Source organism: Silvimonas terrae (assembly GCF_014202765.1).
In the GTDB taxonomy this organism is placed as follows: Bacteria; Pseudomonadota; Gammaproteobacteria; order Burkholderiales; family Chitinibacteraceae; genus Silvimonas; species Silvimonas terrae.
In genome coordinates this window covers 461,005-476,378 of the sequence record NZ_JACHHN010000001.1, presented here as the reverse complement: position 1 = coordinate 476,378, position 15,374 = coordinate 461,005, and the positions used below count along the sequence as shown (strand labels likewise).

At 60.2% G+C, this 15,374-nt stretch carries 15 protein-coding genes; 12 read left to right on the top strand and 3 right to left on the bottom strand.

Going from position 1 to position 15,374, the window contains the following annotated elements:
- Nucleotides 1-4: 4 nt before the first annotated feature.
- Together HNQ50_RS01905 and HNQ50_RS01900 are read right to left on the bottom strand one after the other, a co-directional pair.
- A complete protein-coding gene (locus HNQ50_RS01905) occupies nt 5-325 on the bottom strand; it encodes a hypothetical protein (protein ID WP_184096980.1) in 321 nt (106 codons plus the stop codon).
- Between the two features lie 86 nt (nt 326-411).
- Nucleotides 412-1,626 carry an ROK family transcriptional regulator gene (locus tag HNQ50_RS01900; protein ID WP_184096978.1) on the bottom strand — a complete coding sequence of 405 codons (1,215 nt, stop codon included), beginning with the start codon at nt 1,624-1,626 and terminating at the stop codon, nt 412-414.
- A gap of 221 nt (nt 1,627-1,847) precedes the next feature.
- Between HNQ50_RS01900 and HNQ50_RS01895 the strand changes: the two genes are divergently transcribed.
- From HNQ50_RS01895 to HNQ50_RS01880, 4 genes are all read left to right on the top strand, one after another.
- A complete protein-coding gene (locus HNQ50_RS01895) occupies nt 1,848-2,729 on the top strand; it encodes a sugar phosphate isomerase/epimerase family protein (protein WP_184096976.1) in 882 nt (293 codons plus the stop codon).
- A 110-nt stretch (nt 2,730-2,839) separates the two neighbouring features.
- Complete coding sequence (locus tag HNQ50_RS01890) at nt 2,840-3,469, top strand: nucleoside/nucleotide kinase family protein (protein WP_184096975.1); 630 nt, start codon at nt 2,840-2,842, stop codon at nt 3,467-3,469.
- A 202-nt stretch (nt 3,470-3,671) separates the two neighbouring features.
- A complete protein-coding gene (locus HNQ50_RS01885; RefSeq protein WP_184096973.1) occupies nt 3,672-4,283 on the top strand; it encodes a hypothetical protein in 612 nt (203 codons plus the stop codon).
- Nucleotides 4,284-4,584: 301 nt separating this feature from the next.
- Nucleotides 4,585-4,986 carry a DUF3224 domain-containing protein gene (locus HNQ50_RS01880; protein WP_184096971.1) on the top strand — a complete coding sequence of 134 codons (402 nt, stop codon included), beginning with the start codon at nt 4,585-4,587 and terminating at the stop codon, nt 4,984-4,986.
- 2 nt (nt 4,987-4,988) lie between these two features.
- Here the strand turns inward: HNQ50_RS01880 and HNQ50_RS01875 are convergent, their stop codons facing one another.
- Entirely contained in the window at nt 4,989-6,206 is a 1,218-nt protein-coding gene (locus HNQ50_RS01875) for an ROK family transcriptional regulator (protein ID WP_184096969.1), read from the bottom strand.
- A gap of 203 nt (nt 6,207-6,409) precedes the next feature.
- Here HNQ50_RS01875 and HNQ50_RS01870 point away from each other — a divergent pair, with 203 nt between their 5' ends.
- The 8 genes from HNQ50_RS01870 to HNQ50_RS01835 all read left to right on the top strand — a co-directional run bounded on the left by HNQ50_RS01870 (nt 6,410) and on the right by HNQ50_RS01835 (nt 15,306).
- Nucleotides 6,410-7,537: a Gfo/Idh/MocA family protein gene (locus HNQ50_RS01870; protein ID WP_221302950.1), complete on the top strand. Its 1,128-nt coding sequence runs from the start codon at nt 6,410-6,412 to the stop codon at nt 7,535-7,537.
- 229 nt (nt 7,538-7,766) lie between these two features.
- Nucleotides 7,767-8,711: a D-allose transporter substrate-binding protein gene (alsB, locus tag HNQ50_RS01865; protein ID WP_184096966.1), complete on the top strand. Its 945-nt coding sequence runs from the start codon at nt 7,767-7,769 to the stop codon at nt 8,709-8,711.
- Between the two features lie 109 nt (nt 8,712-8,820).
- Nucleotides 8,821-10,329: a sugar ABC transporter ATP-binding protein gene (locus tag HNQ50_RS01860; protein WP_184096964.1), complete on the top strand. Its 1,509-nt coding sequence runs from the start codon at nt 8,821-8,823 to the stop codon at nt 10,327-10,329.
- 89 nt (nt 10,330-10,418) lie between these two features.
- Complete coding sequence (gene alsC, locus HNQ50_RS01855; RefSeq protein ID WP_184096962.1) at nt 10,419-11,414, top strand: D-allose ABC transporter permease; 996 nt, start codon at nt 10,419-10,421, stop codon at nt 11,412-11,414.
- A 74-nt stretch (nt 11,415-11,488) separates the two neighbouring features.
- A complete protein-coding gene (locus HNQ50_RS01850) occupies nt 11,489-12,112 on the top strand; it encodes an HAD family hydrolase (protein WP_184096960.1) in 624 nt (207 codons plus the stop codon).
- A gap of 64 nt (nt 12,113-12,176) precedes the next feature.
- A complete protein-coding gene (locus HNQ50_RS01845) occupies nt 12,177-13,205 on the top strand; it encodes a hydroxyacid dehydrogenase (RefSeq protein WP_184096958.1) in 1,029 nt (342 codons plus the stop codon).
- Nucleotides 13,206-13,405: 200 nt separating this feature from the next.
- Nucleotides 13,406-14,332, top strand: coding sequence for a hypothetical protein (locus HNQ50_RS01840; RefSeq protein ID WP_184096956.1), 927 nt, complete (start codon nt 13,406-13,408; stop codon nt 14,330-14,332).
- Nucleotides 14,320-15,306 carry an aldose epimerase family protein gene (locus HNQ50_RS01835; protein ID WP_184096954.1) on the top strand — a complete coding sequence of 329 codons (987 nt, stop codon included), beginning with the start codon at nt 14,320-14,322 and terminating at the stop codon, nt 15,304-15,306. The genes HNQ50_RS01840 and HNQ50_RS01835 overlap by 13 nt, the downstream gene beginning before the upstream one ends.
- Nucleotides 15,307-15,374: the final 68 nt, after the last annotated feature.

Below are 15,374 nucleotides of genomic sequence, written 5' to 3'. Positions count from 1 at the left end.
GCGGCTAGCTCCCCAACTGCACGCGGATACGCCCACCAAAGTACGGCGTATCACGCTGGGGTTCATCGGGGGCGCGCGGCGGTTCCTTGATCGGGCCAGGATTGTCATCTGGCGGGAACGGGTCATGCACCGGTTGCGGTGCAAACGGACGATCTGGCGGCACCGGCAATGGTGGAATCTGCTCTGGCGGCTTGGGCTGCGGGAAATCCGGATCGCCCGGCTCCGGCTCAGGGTATGGCGGCTGGCCAGGTACGGCCGGCGGCATGGCCTGGGGCGTGATCAGCCAGCGGCTCGCCGGCGCGGCGGTGGGTTGCACTGACAACATGATGATCTCCGGCGGTTAAGCATGATTTCATCATGGCCGTAAAAGCGGGATATCACTGTCAGCCAGCACCCGATAGCGACGTGAGACTAGCCCGCGTTACCCGCCAGCGCGGCATCGACCGCGTGCGGCGCAAATACGGCATCAGCCACCAGATGCACGCAGCCGGTCAGCGCGGCTTCATCGGCCAGCTGGCTGCCCAGGATCTGCAGATTGCGGGTCGCCAACGGCAGAGAGCGGCGGTAAACCATCTCCCGCACGCCTGCCAGCAAGTGATCTTGCGAATCCGCCAGGGCACCACCCAGCACCACCAGCGACGGGTTCAACAGGCTGACGGCCTGCGCCAGCGCCTCGCCCAGCAAGCGGCCAGATTGCAGCAACAAGGCCACCACTTCTGCGTCCCCCTGCCGGGCCAGCGCAGCGACATCCTGCGCCAGGTGGACGGGATAACCACGGGACTCCAGTTGCCGGGTAAGCGACCAGCCGGCGGCATAGGCTTCCAGGCAACCTGCATTACCGCAACGGCATAGCGGCAATTGGCCACCGCCGGCTGAACCGGCGTGGCCCATGAACAGATGCCCCAGATCGCCCGCGCCGCCTTGCGCGCCACGTTGCGGCCGGCCATCCATGATCAGGCCCGCGCCAATGCCGGTGCCGATCGTCACATACATCATGTGTGCTACATCCGGCCACACCACCCGGTGTTCACCCAGTGCCATCAGGTTGACGTCTTTATCCACGCGCACCGGGCAGTTGAAATACGGCGCAAAAAAATCCGGCACCACCACGCCATCCCAGCCGGTCATGATTGGCGGACGCACCACGCGACCCTGGGCAAACTCCACCGGGCCGGGCACCCCAATGCCGATGCCTTTGACCTCGCTGCGCGTGCGATCGGCTGCGGCCAGCAAGCCGTCGAACTGTTGCAATACCAGGTCCAGCGTGACCACGGGGCCGGCGGCAATGTCGTTCTGCGCACTGCTGCTGGCCAGAGTATTGCCATGCATATCCGCCAGCGCCAGGCGCATTTTCTCTGCGCCTATGTCGGCCAGCAGCATTACCCCAAACGCCGGGTTGATACGCAATGAGGCTTGCGGGCGCCCCCCGGTTGAGGCCGCACTGCCGCCCTGCTCCAGATACCCCGCAGCAATCAGCGTGTCCAGCCGCTGGCCCACGGTAGAGCGCGACAACCCCGTCACCTGCATGATGCGCGCCCGCGTGGTGGCCACGCCGCTGCGGATCAGCGCAAGAATGGCGCCGCTGCTATCAGCGGCTGGCAAGACAGGAGTGGTTGCGTCGTTCATGGAAAGCCTGTTGGTGATTGTGCGCATTTAACGCCGGATCAGGCGTTGGCGACAAGTTTCCCACATCCTCAAATTACTTTTGTATTTTTTTTACGCAAAAGTTGTTTTTTCAAAATCAAAAGGTGTAGCATGCGCTCCATGCACTACCAACCAACAACCCATGAACCCGCTGACGAGCTAGCGCTGCAGCTCGTCAACGGGTTCTGAACAGGAGCAACACCATGAATCCCCTTGGCATCCACGCACTGGTCTGGGCGGGCGACGTATCGCCGGAATCGGTCAACAAAATCATCAGCAGCAGTAAACAAGCTGGTTTTGATCTGATCGAATTCTCTTTGCACGAACCCAAGCCGCTGGATTTTGGCTACACGCGTGAGTTGTTGAAGGAACATGCCATCAAACCGGCGTTCTCTCGTGGCCTGGCCTTCAATGCCGACGTCTCCAGCGATGATCCAGCCGTGGTGGCGCGTGGTGTCGCGCTGTTGACCGAAGCCATCAACATCACCCAACAACTGGGCGGCGATTACTTTGGTGGCGTGCCCTACAGCGCACTGGGCAAGTACAACCACCCGATCACCGCCCAAGGCCGCAAGCACGTGGTGGAAACCCTGCGTCGTATCTCGGGCGAGGCTGCCGACAAGGGTGTGAAGATTGGGCTGGAAGTGGTCAACCGTTATGAAAGCAACGTCATCAACACCGCCCGCCAGGCGCTGGAATTGATTGACGAAGTGGGCACCGGCAACCTGTGTGTCCACCTGGACACTTACCACATGAACATCGAAGAAGTGGACTTTGTCCGCCCGGTGCTCGAATGTGGCGACAAGCTGGGTTATGTGCATATTGGCGAAAGCCACCGTGGCTACCTGGGTTCCGGCACGGTTGATTTCACCGCGTTTTTCCACGCGCTGGCGCAGATTGGCTACACCGGCCCGATCACGTTCGAGAGCTTCTCTTCCACCGTGGTGGCAGAAGGTCTTTCCAATGATCTGGCGGTCTGGCGCAATTTGTGGAATAACGGCATGGACCTGGCTACCCACGCTCACGCCTTTATCAGCGCGCAAGCCAAGGGCGCAGGTCTGGGCGTTACGGATCGCCCGTACTGATCACCACCCCGGCGGGGTTGGCGCGTCGTTGCCTCGGTCAGGCTACGCGCGCTGCCACCCCGGTCGGGTCTGTTTTACCGTGCCAACTGGACTCAGGAACAAACCTCGCTATGGTTCCCGATATTTATCTGCAACGCGCGCAGGCCTTGCTGCAAAGCGGTCAGCGCAAAATCCTGGGCATTGCCGGGCCACCGGGCTCGGGCAAATCAACCGTCGCTGAGGCCCTGGCCAAAGCACTGGGTCCGCGTGCCATGGTGGTGCCTATGGATGGCTATCATCTGGCGAACGTTGAACTGGCCCGCCTCGGGCGCGCCAGCCGCAAAGGCGCACCCGATACGTTTGACGTATGGGGTTATGTGTCTTTGCTGGCGCGGATCAAGCACGCCAGGCCGGGCGAAACCGTCTACGCCCCGGTGTTCCGGCGCGAGATTGAAGAACCGATTGCCGGCGCCATCCCCGTTAGCCCGGATATCCCGCTGATCATCACTGAAGGCAATTATCTGTTGCTGGAAGACGCCGGCTGGAACAACGTGCGCCCCTTGCTGGATGAAGCCTGGTACGTCGGTGTGGATGACGACTTGCGCCGCCAGCGTCTGGTGGCACGCCACATGTTCTTTGGGCGTACGGAACAAGCCGCCAAAGACTGGGTGATGAATACGGATGAACCCAACGCCGTGCGCATTGCCGCCAGCCAGGCGCGCGCCGATCTGGTGGTCAACTGGCCTGAGATCACCGGCTGATCCGTAGCGCCTGCCAAGCTTGAACCCCGACCCCGGATGACCCCATCCGGGGCGGGCCCGCTGGCCCGCGCGTGCGCCATTGCAACATCCTGCGCGCAATATTCCCCTCACTTCTCCTGCCAACGTAATATCCGGAAAAAACAACAACCGCATAATCCAGCGTTTTGCTGCTTGATGACCTTTTGTGTTGACCGGGGATGATATGCGTTTCGCTTTGCCTTTGTTGTGTGCCAGTTTGCTGGGATTTTCCGCCGTGGTTGCCGCCGCCGATACCCTGCACGGCATTACCGAAGATGGTCGCAAGGTATTACTTGCACCCAATGGCACCTGGACGTTTGATAACAGCACCGCCAGCGCTGCGTCGGTTGCGCCGGGCGGCTCACCCTATATCCCGATGGTGAAAAAATTCAGCGTCAACTATGACGTGAATAGCTGGAACCAGAGCCCGCCCAAAGATGGCGAATCGGCAACCAAACGCATGTTCATGCACAAGACGCTGCCGTTGTATGCCGTGGTGATTTCCGATCAGATTCCGGCCAATAACGCCAGCATGCGTGAGGTCATCCTGCATAACGTGCAGAGTGCAGGTGCCACGCCCACCATCATTCTGGAAAAGAAACCCGTAATCAACGGCAAAGAGGCCGGCATGATCCGCTTTGTGGCCAGCCTGAAGGGGCTGGATTTTGTCTTTAACACCAATTACTACGGCGATGACAGCGGCAACATTCAGGTGACTTGCTATACCGGCCAGTCGTTGTTTTACAAGTACGAAGCCGAATGCCAGAAGTTTATTGACGGGCTGACTATCAAATAACCGGCCACCCCGTAGCCCGGATGAAGGCCGGTAGGCCGGGGTGGCGGTGTTGGCAAGGATGGTATTGCGCGGTGGGTGCGGGTTTTCAGCCGGGGGGAGCGATATGGCAAGCGTTGCAACCCCGGATTCCCGGCCTGGAGGGCCTTCATCCGGGCTACACGGACCTGCGGCGGCCTCTGGATTCCGGCGCAGGGCCGGACTGAGGAGTCAGCAGCGTAGACCGGGGCAATGAACTCCTGGCATTCGCGGCAACACCATCTACCATGACCGTGTCCCGTATTGCCTGCATCTGGAGCACGTCATGCCACATATCACCGGTAAATTCAGCGTCCACATTACCCGCCTGGAACCCGCAGAGCCCGTCGCCAGCGCCGCGCTGGGCCGCATGGGGCTGGAAAAACAGTTTGCAGGCGCGCTCACCGCGACAAGCCAGGGGCAGATGCTCAGTGCGGCAACGACCACGCCAGGCTCGGCCGGTTATGTCGCTATGGAGAAAGTCACCGGCACGCTAGAGGGCAAGCAAGGCAGCTTCATGTTGCAGCATGCGGGCACCATGAATCGCGGTACGCCCACCCTCACGGTGACCGTGGTGCCAGACTCGGGCTCGGGCGAACTGACCGGCCTGGTGGGGCGCATGGGCATCCGTATTGAAGAGGGTGTGCATTTCTATGACTTCAGCTACACCCTGCCGGGCGAAGAATGAGGTCAGCGGCTTTGCAACAAGTCCTGAATACCGCGCGGGGAGAGCACTTTATCCACGCCCAGCGCGATACCGCCCACCAGCCCGGCATCCCGACCCAGTTGCGAGTTCTCGATCGACAGCCGCCGGGTGGCCAGCGGTAAGGCACGGCGATACACCACGGCGCGGATGCCGGCCAGCAAATCGTCACTCATCAATGCCATTTTGCCGCCCAGAATGATCGAGGCCGGGTTGTACATATGCACCAGCATGGCGACGATCTCGCCAATCTCGGCCGCTGCCGTACGCACCAGGCGCACGGCATGCGGGTCGCCACTGGTAATCAGCGCGGCCAGTTCGGCCGTGGTCTGCACCACCGTGCCTTTCTGATCCTGCAATTGCCGCATGATGGCACTGGCCGAGGCAATGGCCTCAATACAGCCAATATTGCCGCAGCGGCAAATCACATCGTCATGCAAAGGCACACGGATATGCCCGATATCCCCCGCCGCCCCGTCCGCCCCCCGATGCAGTTCACCGTCTTTGGTGACAATGCCGCAGCCGATCCCGCTGGCCACCTTGATAAACAGCAGAGGAGACTGGGACCCCGGGCGGGACCGGGCCTCGCCCAGCGCCATCAGATTGACGTCGTTATCCACCATGACCGGCACACCCATACGGCGGCGCACCCAATCGGCCACGGCAAAGCCATCCCAGCCGGGCATGATGGGCGGGCGCACCGGCATGCCGCGTTCAAAATCCACCGGGCTGGGAATGCCGATCACCACACAGCGGATGGGCCGATCCCGCGCGGTGGAGCTTTGCAGCAGCTTTTCAAAGCGTTCCACGATCTCGCTCAGGAGTAACTCCGGGCCGATCGTCAGATCCGGCATAAAGGCTTCTTCCGCCAGCCGGTGCGCGCCCAGGTCCGCCACCACCAGACGGCCATGGGTGACGCCGATATCCGCCACCAGGATCACGCCGGCCTTCATGTTCAGCGACAAACCGGTAGAAGGACGGCCACGGCCGGTGTAGTTGCCCCGCTGCTCACTAACAAGATTGCAGTCCAGCAAGGGCTGTAAATACTCCGCCACGGTGGAGCGCGCCATGCCGGTCATGCGGGCCATGTCGGCACGGCTGATGCCGTTATCCACAGCAATCAAGCGGGCCATCTGACTCTGGATTTCGTACTGCCCCAAACGGAACGGAACATCGTCCGAGGCCCGGGAAACGGCGTTGTGCATGCTGATCTCATACATAAAAGTACTTACGTCGGAATGTGGTTTAAATCGAGCATAAGAGTGATTTTGTATGCTTTCAAGCGCAATTACATACCGATAGTGAAAATCATTGTGTCGAAAATCGACATAAATAATACAAAATTTGCGCTGTAGTAGTGCAGATGAATACTACATCGCACCAAAGAGAGCACCAGACGGAGAGTGTCGTGAATAAAGCATTGGGCATTGCGATTATCGGTACGGGCATGATTGGTGCAGTACACCGTCGTGCAGCAGCATTAAGTGGTGGCGTATTACGTGGCGTCGTCGCCTCCAGCCCGGAACGCACCCGCGCTGTAGCCCATGAATGGCAATGCGAAGCCTATGCTGATGCAGATGCCGTGTTTGCCGACAAGGCCATTGATGTCGTGCATATCTGTACCCCCAATGCCACGCACCACGATCTGGCACGCCGCGCCCTCCTGGCCGGCAAACACGTGATTTGCGAAAAGCCGCTGGCCACCTCGCTGGCGAATGCCACGGAACTGGCCACCCTGGCGCGCGATACCGGTCTGGTGACGGCCGTCCCGTTTGTCTATCGCTATCACCCCATGGTGCGTGAAGCCCGCGCCCGTATTGCCGCAGGTGAACTGGGCGCGTTGAATCTGATTCACGGCAATTATCTGCAAGACTGGCTGTTGGGCGCCAACGACACCAACTGGCGGGTCGACGCGGTAAAAGGCGGGGCCTCCCGCGCGTTTGCCGATATCGGCTCGCACTGGTGCGATCTGATGGAATGGGTCACGGGTGAGCGCTTTGTCGAAACGGTCAGTTCGCTGCGCACCGTGCTGGCCGAGCGCCCCGCCGCCACCCGCGCCACGTTCTCGGGTTCGGCTGACGCCAATGAGGCAAAAATGACCGTTACCACCGAGGACATCGCCGGCGCCTTGTTGCGGACCAACCAGGGCACGCTGGCCACGCTGACCATCAGTCAGGTCTCTGCCGGGCGCAAAAATCATCTGTGGTTTGAAATCGACGGTATGAAAGAAAGCCTGACGTTTAACCAGGAAGAACCGGAACGCCTGTGGGTAGGCCAGCGCGATGCCATGCAGTTGTTCGTGAAAGACCCGTCGCAAGGCTCGGCCGAACAACGCCGCCTTGCCACCCTGCCCGCCGGCCACGCCCAGGGTTATGCCGATTGTTTTGAGGCCTTTGTGGCCGACACCTATTCGCAAATTCGTGGGGAGCCCCGTGAAGGTCTGCCAACCTTCGCTGACGGTGCGCGCTCTGCGCAGATTGTCGAGGCCATTCTGGCTTCGGCAAAACAACGGGCCTGGACGTCCATCCCGGCTTGATGCAGTGCGGCGGCTGCAGCCTTCCTGTCCGGCTTGTAGAACGCTTTGAACGATGACTTGTGCAGTGAAATACCACTTTCAACATCACCTATTCCGTTTATGAAATGCGAATGCCGCGAAGACAAGGCGAAGACAGTGCGGGTAGCTCGGCAAGCCACAGTCGACAAAGGCAGTCGCGTTTCAGAAATGGAATCATAAAAAGACGCTTGATCGCGTCGAGGAGTCTTCCATGAACATCAAGCAACTGACCCTGGCTATCGCTGGCGCCGCCGCATTCACTCTGGGCCCGGTGCAGTCCGCCTTTGCCGCCGATTACGCCGTGGTACTGAAAACCCTGGCCAGCCCCTACTGGGTCGCCATGCGCGACGGCGTGCTGGCCGAAGCCAAAAAACAAGGCGTGCAAGTGGATATCTTTGCCGCCAACTCTGAAGACGACATCACCGGTCAACAGCGTCTGCTGGAAGACGTGGTGAACAAGAACTACAAGGCGATTGGCGTCGCGCCGATCTCGCCGGTGAACGTGGTGCAAGCCATCTCCGCGGCCAACAAAAAAGGCATCTATGTTGTGAACATGGATGAAAAGGTCGACATGAGCCAGCTCAAGGCCGCTGGCGGCAGCGTGGTGGCGTTTCTGGCCACCGACAACCTGGCGCTGGGCGAGAAAGCCGGCAAGTACATTGTCAGCAAACTGGGTAGCGCCGGCGGCAAGGTCGCCATTATTGAAGGCAAGGCCGGCAATTCGTCCGGTGATGCCCGCCGCGATGGCGTGAAAAAGGCATTCGCCACCGCCCCGAACGTGAAAGTTGTGGCCAGCCTGCCGGCCGACTGGGATCGCTCCCGCGCGCTGGATGTGGCGACCAACATTCTGCAACGCAATCCGGATCTGAAGGCCATCTACGCCGCCAATGACACCATGGCGCTGGGCGCTGTCCAGGCGGTGAAGAACGCCGGCAAGCTGGGCAAGGTGCTGGTGATGGGGACGGACGGCGTGCCGGAAGCCATTGACTCGGTCAAACGCGGCGAATTGACCGCCACCGCCGCGCAAGACACCGCCACCCTGGGGGCCAAGTCGCTGGATATCCTGGTGCAAAGCGTGAAGAACAAACCCGCCATCAAGCCGGATAACACCCCGCAGTTTGTCGCGATCGATTCGAAGATTGTAACCAAGGAGTGAGGTGTAAGGCGTGAGGTGTGAGGAGGAAAAGCAGGTGCCCCAGGCGCGATGCTTTCCTCCCCGGTTTTACACCTCACCCCTCACTCCTCACCCCTCACAGGAAACACCCATGAGTACGCTTGTCGCAGTACGTAACGTGGTCAAACGCTTCCCCGGCACGGTGGCCCTGCAAGACGTCAGTTTTGATATCAACGCTGGCGAAGTGCATGCCCTGTTGGGGGAAAACGGCGCCGGCAAGTCCACGCTGATGAAAATTCTCAGCGGGATTTACGAGCCCACCTCCGGCACCATCGAACTGGCCGACGCCAGTTACGAGCGCTTGACCCCGGCGATTTCCAAGGCCTTTGGCATCCGGTTGATCTATCAGGAACTCTCGGTGATTGATCACCTGAGCATTGAAGAGAACCTGTTTGTCGGCAGCCTGCCCACCCGCCGCAAGTTTGGCGTGTCCGTGGTCGATAGCGCCCGCATCCGGCAGACCGCGTTGTCTGTGCTGGCGCGCGTGGGCCTCAAACGCCATCCGGCCACGCTGGTCAGCGATTTGTCGATCTCGGAAAAGCAGCAGGTGGAAATCGCCAAAGCACTGGCCAGCGATGCCCGCATCATCATCATGGATGAGCCGACCTCTTCGCTCACGGATGAAGAAGTGCATCATCTGTTTGCCGTGATCCGCGAACTCAAGAGTCAGGGCATCGGCATTGTGTATATCTCGCACAAGCTCAAAGAGATTCCCATCATTGCCGACCGGGTTTCGGTCCTGAAAGACGGCCGTTATGTCGGCACGTTTGATGCCAAAACCACGCCGCCGCAAAAGCTGGTGGCCTCTATGGTCGGCCGGGAAATCGAACACGCCCGCCCGGATGGCGCGCGCGTCGATCAAGACCAGGTGGTGTTTGCCGTCGAGCACCTTTCCTCCCGCGATGGCCGCGTGAAGGATGTGAGCTTTGAATTGCACAAGGGCGAGATTCTGGGCTTTGCCGGGCTGATTGGCTCTGGCCGCAGCGAGTTGATGGAAGTGATCTTTGGCGCACGGGCGCGCTCGGCAGGCCAGATTGAACTCAATGGCAAAGTGGTCTCCATCCCCTCCCCGTATCACGCCGTGAAAGCCGGGCTGGCGTTTGTGACAGAAGACCGCCGCAACACCGGGTTTTTCCACAATTTCTCGATTGCCGAGAACATTTCCATCCTGCCGTTTGTGAAAAACACGCGTCATCAAGTGTCGCTGGAACGGCTGGATTTTGCCGAGGAAAAAGCCTTCGGCGCGCAATACAAAGACAAGCTGCGCATTCGTTGTTCATCGCCGCAGCAGAACATCACCGAGTTGTCTGGTGGTAACCAGCAAAAGGCCATCATCGCCAAATGGCTGGCGGCCGAGAGTGATCTCTTTATTTTTGACGAACCCACCCGCGGGATCGATATCGGCGCCAAGACCGAGATTTACCAGATCATGCGGCAACTGGCCGACGCCGGTAAGGGCATCTTGATGGTGTCTTCCGAGCTACCGGAACTGTTGTCCGTGTGCGACCGCATTGCCGTCTACAAGGAAGGCAGCATTGCCGCCGTCTTGCCCAATAGCGAGGCGACGGAGGAAAACATCATGCATATCGCAACGGCTTGATTCCGGATCAGAAACAGAATCGCATTCGTTAAGAGATCTCAAGCAGCAAGCCCATCCACAGGGGCAGTATGAATATGGAGAAAGACGATATGACAACGCAAGCCAATGCCGCCACGCTGACTGCGGGCACTGAGCAAAAGGCAAAGCTGGGCCTTGGAACAATCTGGCAAAAGTACGGCACGCTGGGCATTCTGATCGTGCTGGTACTCATTTCCAGCGCACTGAGTCCGCAGTACTTTCTGACGCGTGACAACCTGGTCCAGGTGCTGTTGCAAAGCTCGGTGATGACTCTGCTGGCTTGCGGCGTGTTCTTTACCATCCTGATTGCCGGGATCGACCTCTCTGTGGGCTCCATGCTGGCGCTGACCGGCATGGTCTCGGCCCAGTTGATGGTGGCCGGCATGCCATTCTGGCTGGCGATCTTGCTGGGCGGCGTATTACTGGGTGCCATGCTGGGCGCGATCAACGGCCTGTTGGTGAACGTGACGCAACTGCACCCCTTCATCATCACTCTGGGCACCATGGCCATTTATCGCGGCCTGACGTTGATCATCTCTGATGCGCGTTCGGTATTCGGCTTTGACCCACGCTTCTCTGACATTGTGGCGGGCCACATTCTGGGCGTGCCGGTGCCGGTGCTGATCGCCGTGGTGGTCTCTGGTTTTCTGTATTTCCTGGCACGCTTTACCAAGCTGGGCCGCAATATCTACGCCCTGGGCGGCAACGCGCAAGCGGCATGGTTCTCTGGCATCAACATCAAACTGCATACGCTGATGGTGTTCATCATCTCTGGCGTCTGTGCCGGCGTGGCTGGTGTGGTCACCGTGGCGCGCACCGGCGCGGCGGAGCCCAATGCCGGTACCGGGTTTGAAACCTTTGCCATTGCCTCGGCCATTATCGGTGGCACCAGTTTCTTTGGCGGCCGTGGCGCGGTCACCGGCGTGGTCGTTGGCGGTCTGATCATTGGGGTGATCAACAACATCCTCAACATCATGAATGTGCAGTCTTACTACCAGCAGATTGTGATGGGTGCGCTGATCATTGGTGCCGTCACCGCAGACAAGCTGTTCGGTCGCAAGAAGTAAGCCGCTTTCCTCCTCAGGCTGTTGTCTTACCGGGCTGGCGGTGCCGCCAGCCCGCTTTTTTTGTGGAACTCATCATGGCAATCAAAGCCGTTGTTTTCGATCTGGGTGGCGTGCTGTTCGATTGGGATGCCGAATACGTCTACCGCGAACTGATCCCGGACGAGACCGAGCGCAAACACTTTCTGGGTCATGTCTGCAATGGCGCCTGGCGCTTGCGGCAAGACGCCGGCCAAAGCCTGCAAGACGGTACGGAAGAACTGGCGGCCAGCCACCCACAGTACGAGTTATTGATCCGCCTGTTTTATCAGCGCTGGCCAGACATGCTCAAAGGCACCCTGGCCGATGGTATGGCTATTTTTGACGGTCTGCGCGCCGCGGGGATTCCGGTCTACGCCCTGACCAACTGGGCCGCCGAAACCTGGCCGTATGCGCTCACGCACTACCCGTTTTTGCAAGGCTTCCGCCGCATTGTGGTATCCGGCCAGGAAGGCATGGCCAAACCGGCTTTGCCGCTGTACCAGCTCACCCATGAGCGCATTGCCATGGATCTGCGTGATATCACGCCGCAAGAAATCGCCTTCATCGACGATACCCGGATCAACGCCGAAGCCGCCACACGCTTTGGCTGGCAAGGCATCCATCACACTGCGGCAGCGCAAACCGCCCAGCACCTGCGCACCCTGGGCCTGCCCCTGTAACCCGCTCATCCAGTACAACAAACGAATACAACAAACGTCCGGCCACCGGATCAAGGAGTTCGATATGTCTGACAAAACCATCCTGCTTGTCCCCTCCCCACGCCAGGTGGCGGATATTTTTGACGCGGACGATCTGGCCCGCCTGAAAGCGCTGGGCAATCTGGTGATCCAGAACGATGCCGCCGCGCTCACCGATGCCCAGTTCAACGACCTGGCGCCCAATGTTGAGATCATCATCGGCCAGATCGACCTGCCGCGTGCCCGGCTGGAACGCGCACCGCACCTGCGCGCCATCATCAATGTCGAAGGCAACTTCTTGCCCAATATCGATTACGACTACGCCATGAGCCGGGGCATTCGTGTGCTGAACGTCAGCCCGGTGTTTGCCGAACCCGTGGCGGAAGCCGCGCTGGGCATGGCCATTGATCTGGCGCGTGGCATCAGCCGTTCTGACCGGTATTTCCGCAATAACACGGAAAAATACGGTCTGGACGCCAACCGCGATGCGTACTCGCTGCATCGGCAGAACATCGGCTTTATCGGCTTTGGTGATCTGGGCCGCGCCATCGTGCCGCTGCTGGCCCCGTTCAACCCCACCATCCGCGCGTTCGACCCGTGGTTGCCGGCGGATTACATTGCCAGTTTTGGCTGCCAGGCTGCGTCGCTGGACGAAGTATTGCAACAGTCGCAAATCACCTTTGTAGTGGCCGGTGTGACCTCGCAAAACCAGGGCTTCCTGGGGGCGGATGCCTTTGCCAGCATGCCCAAGGGTGCATCGCTGATCCTGGTCAGCCGCGCCGGTGTGGTGGACTTTGAAGCCATGCTGGACGCCGCCGAAAGCGGCCATATCCGCGTGGCGACCGACGTCTTCCCGCAAGAACCGGTGCCAGCCGATCACCGCGCCCGTCGTGGTGACAATGTGCTGTTATCGCCGCATCAAGCCGGGGCAATGGACGAAGCGTTGCGCCAGATTGGCAAACGCACGGTAGCCGATGCCGAGTTGATTGCGCGCGGCCTGCCGCCGATCATGTGCAAGGTGGCACAGCCGGAGACGGTGGCGATGTTTCGGAGCAAGCCGGTGAGCAAGAGTTGATGTCGGAATGCACCGTCATTCCGGCCTTGAGCCGGAATCCAGTCTGGAGCCGGGACGGCTCCGTTCTCTGGCGAGAACCATAACGGTTATTAGCGCCTTCGGCGCGGGGTTGAAAAGCATTTTGATACCCGCGGTGGCCGGCATCCAGAACAACCGCGCCATCAGGCGCAAAAAAAACATCGCCAAAACAGGACACTCCAGTGATCAACAGCCACCGACAACTGATCCAGACCCCCTTCCACGGCTGGCAAGCCTGGCTCCTGGAGCAAGGCCCGCTCAAGCTACATGTCGTGCCGCAAATCGGCGGCCGCCTGATGGGCATCAGCGTCAAGGATGTCCAACTGGCGTATATCAACCCCGCCCTGACCGGCCAGTTGCCGGACTTCAGTCCAGCAGGCTGGGCCGCGCTGTGTGTGGATTGGGATTTCCCGCTCTGGGGCGGCGGCAAAACGTGGATTGCGCCAGAAACACAGTGGCCGCAAGGCAAACCGCATCGGGAGCTCGATAGCGGCAACTGGCAAGTGACGAAAACCTGGCTGGACGACGCCAGCATGGGCATCGAAATGCAAAGCCCTATCGACAGCATCAGCGGTCTGCAACTGACCCGGCGCATCACCCTGCCGGCTGGCGGCAGTACGTGGCGCATCGATCATGCCATGGTCAATATGGGCGAACAGACCCTGCATTGCGGGCTATGGGATGTGCTGATGATGCTGCGCCCCGCCACGGTCTCCGTTCCGCGCTCGGCCAGTGCTAACCATGAGCGCGGTGGCGTACACCTGATGCCGGACAAAGGTCCGGTAGCCGATTTGTGGCGACATGGCGTCTTGCTGCCGGCGGATCATCGCACCGAGGTCGTCTGCGATGAAGCCTTGCAATTCAAAGTGGGCTTTGACAGCGACAATGGCGAAATCTGGGCCGATATCAGCCTGCCACAAGGCAACTTCTGTTATCAGCGCAATTCTGTCATTCCGGCGCACGCCAGTTGGGCGCATGGTCACCCGCTGGAAGTCTTCAACGCCGCACACGCGCCATACCTGGAAATTGAAACGCACGCCCCGCTGGCACACCTGAACCCCGGCGAGCGCGCGGACTACACCATTGAGGAAGCTGCATGGGCAATCTGAACAACTGGACCATCGACTGGGCCTGGGGCGAAGCCACAGTCCAGGCACTGGGTGGCATGCTGGCCCCGGTGACGTTTGAACTGGATAACGGCCAGCGCATTCAGCCCATGCAAATCGCGCCCTGGGGCGAGACCCCCGACCCGCAATGGCCCGGTGTCTTGCGCCAGTTACGCGGCGAATGGCCCTGTGTGCCGTTCGGCATGTCTCACGCGCCCCAACACACGGACCCCACCTGGCCCAAAGCCGACGACGCCAACCCGCACGATCACGGCTATGGTGCCAATCATGAATGGCAACTGGTACAACAGACCTCGGACGCCCTCACCGTCGCCATCAACTACCCGGCCGGCGACCCCGTTGCCCGGCTGGAGCGCGAAATCCGCCCCGACCCGGACAGCCCAGCGCTGACGGTAACGTTGACCATCCACGTGCGCCAGCCCATCCGCCTGCCTGTGGCCTTGCACCCCACTTTTGCTGTGCCGCACAGTGGCCTGGAAGTGATCGCCTGCCCGGTGGAAAGCGTACACACCTATCCGCAACCGACCGAAGCCGGCGTGTCCCGCCTGCTGCCGGATCACAGCGCCAGCAGCATCACCGCCCTGCCCGCCACGACTGGCAAGCTGGACATCACGCATCTACCGCTTCCGTTTGCCACGGAAGAACTACTGCAACTGCGTGGCTGCAAACCCCCGTTTGTATTGCGTTATCCTGGCTGGAAAGCACAAGTGGAACTCGATTGGGATACCAGCCAGTTACCCGATGCCCTCTTGTGGATCAGCAACGGCGGCCGCGCTTTTGCGCCGTGGTCCGGCCGGCATTACGCCCTGGGTGTGGAACCGCTGAACAGTTTCTTTGACCTGGCACGCGTGCTGACGCCGCCGTCCTCGCATCCGCTGGCGGATCGGGCTGGTTTGCTGATTCACCCGGGGCAACCGGCGATGATCCGGTATACGTTGCGGGCTTCGGGTTTGTGATGGGGTTTTAGCGCCAAGGCTCCAAATCCACCCTGCACCGCGAGCATCCACAACAATATTAACCAAGC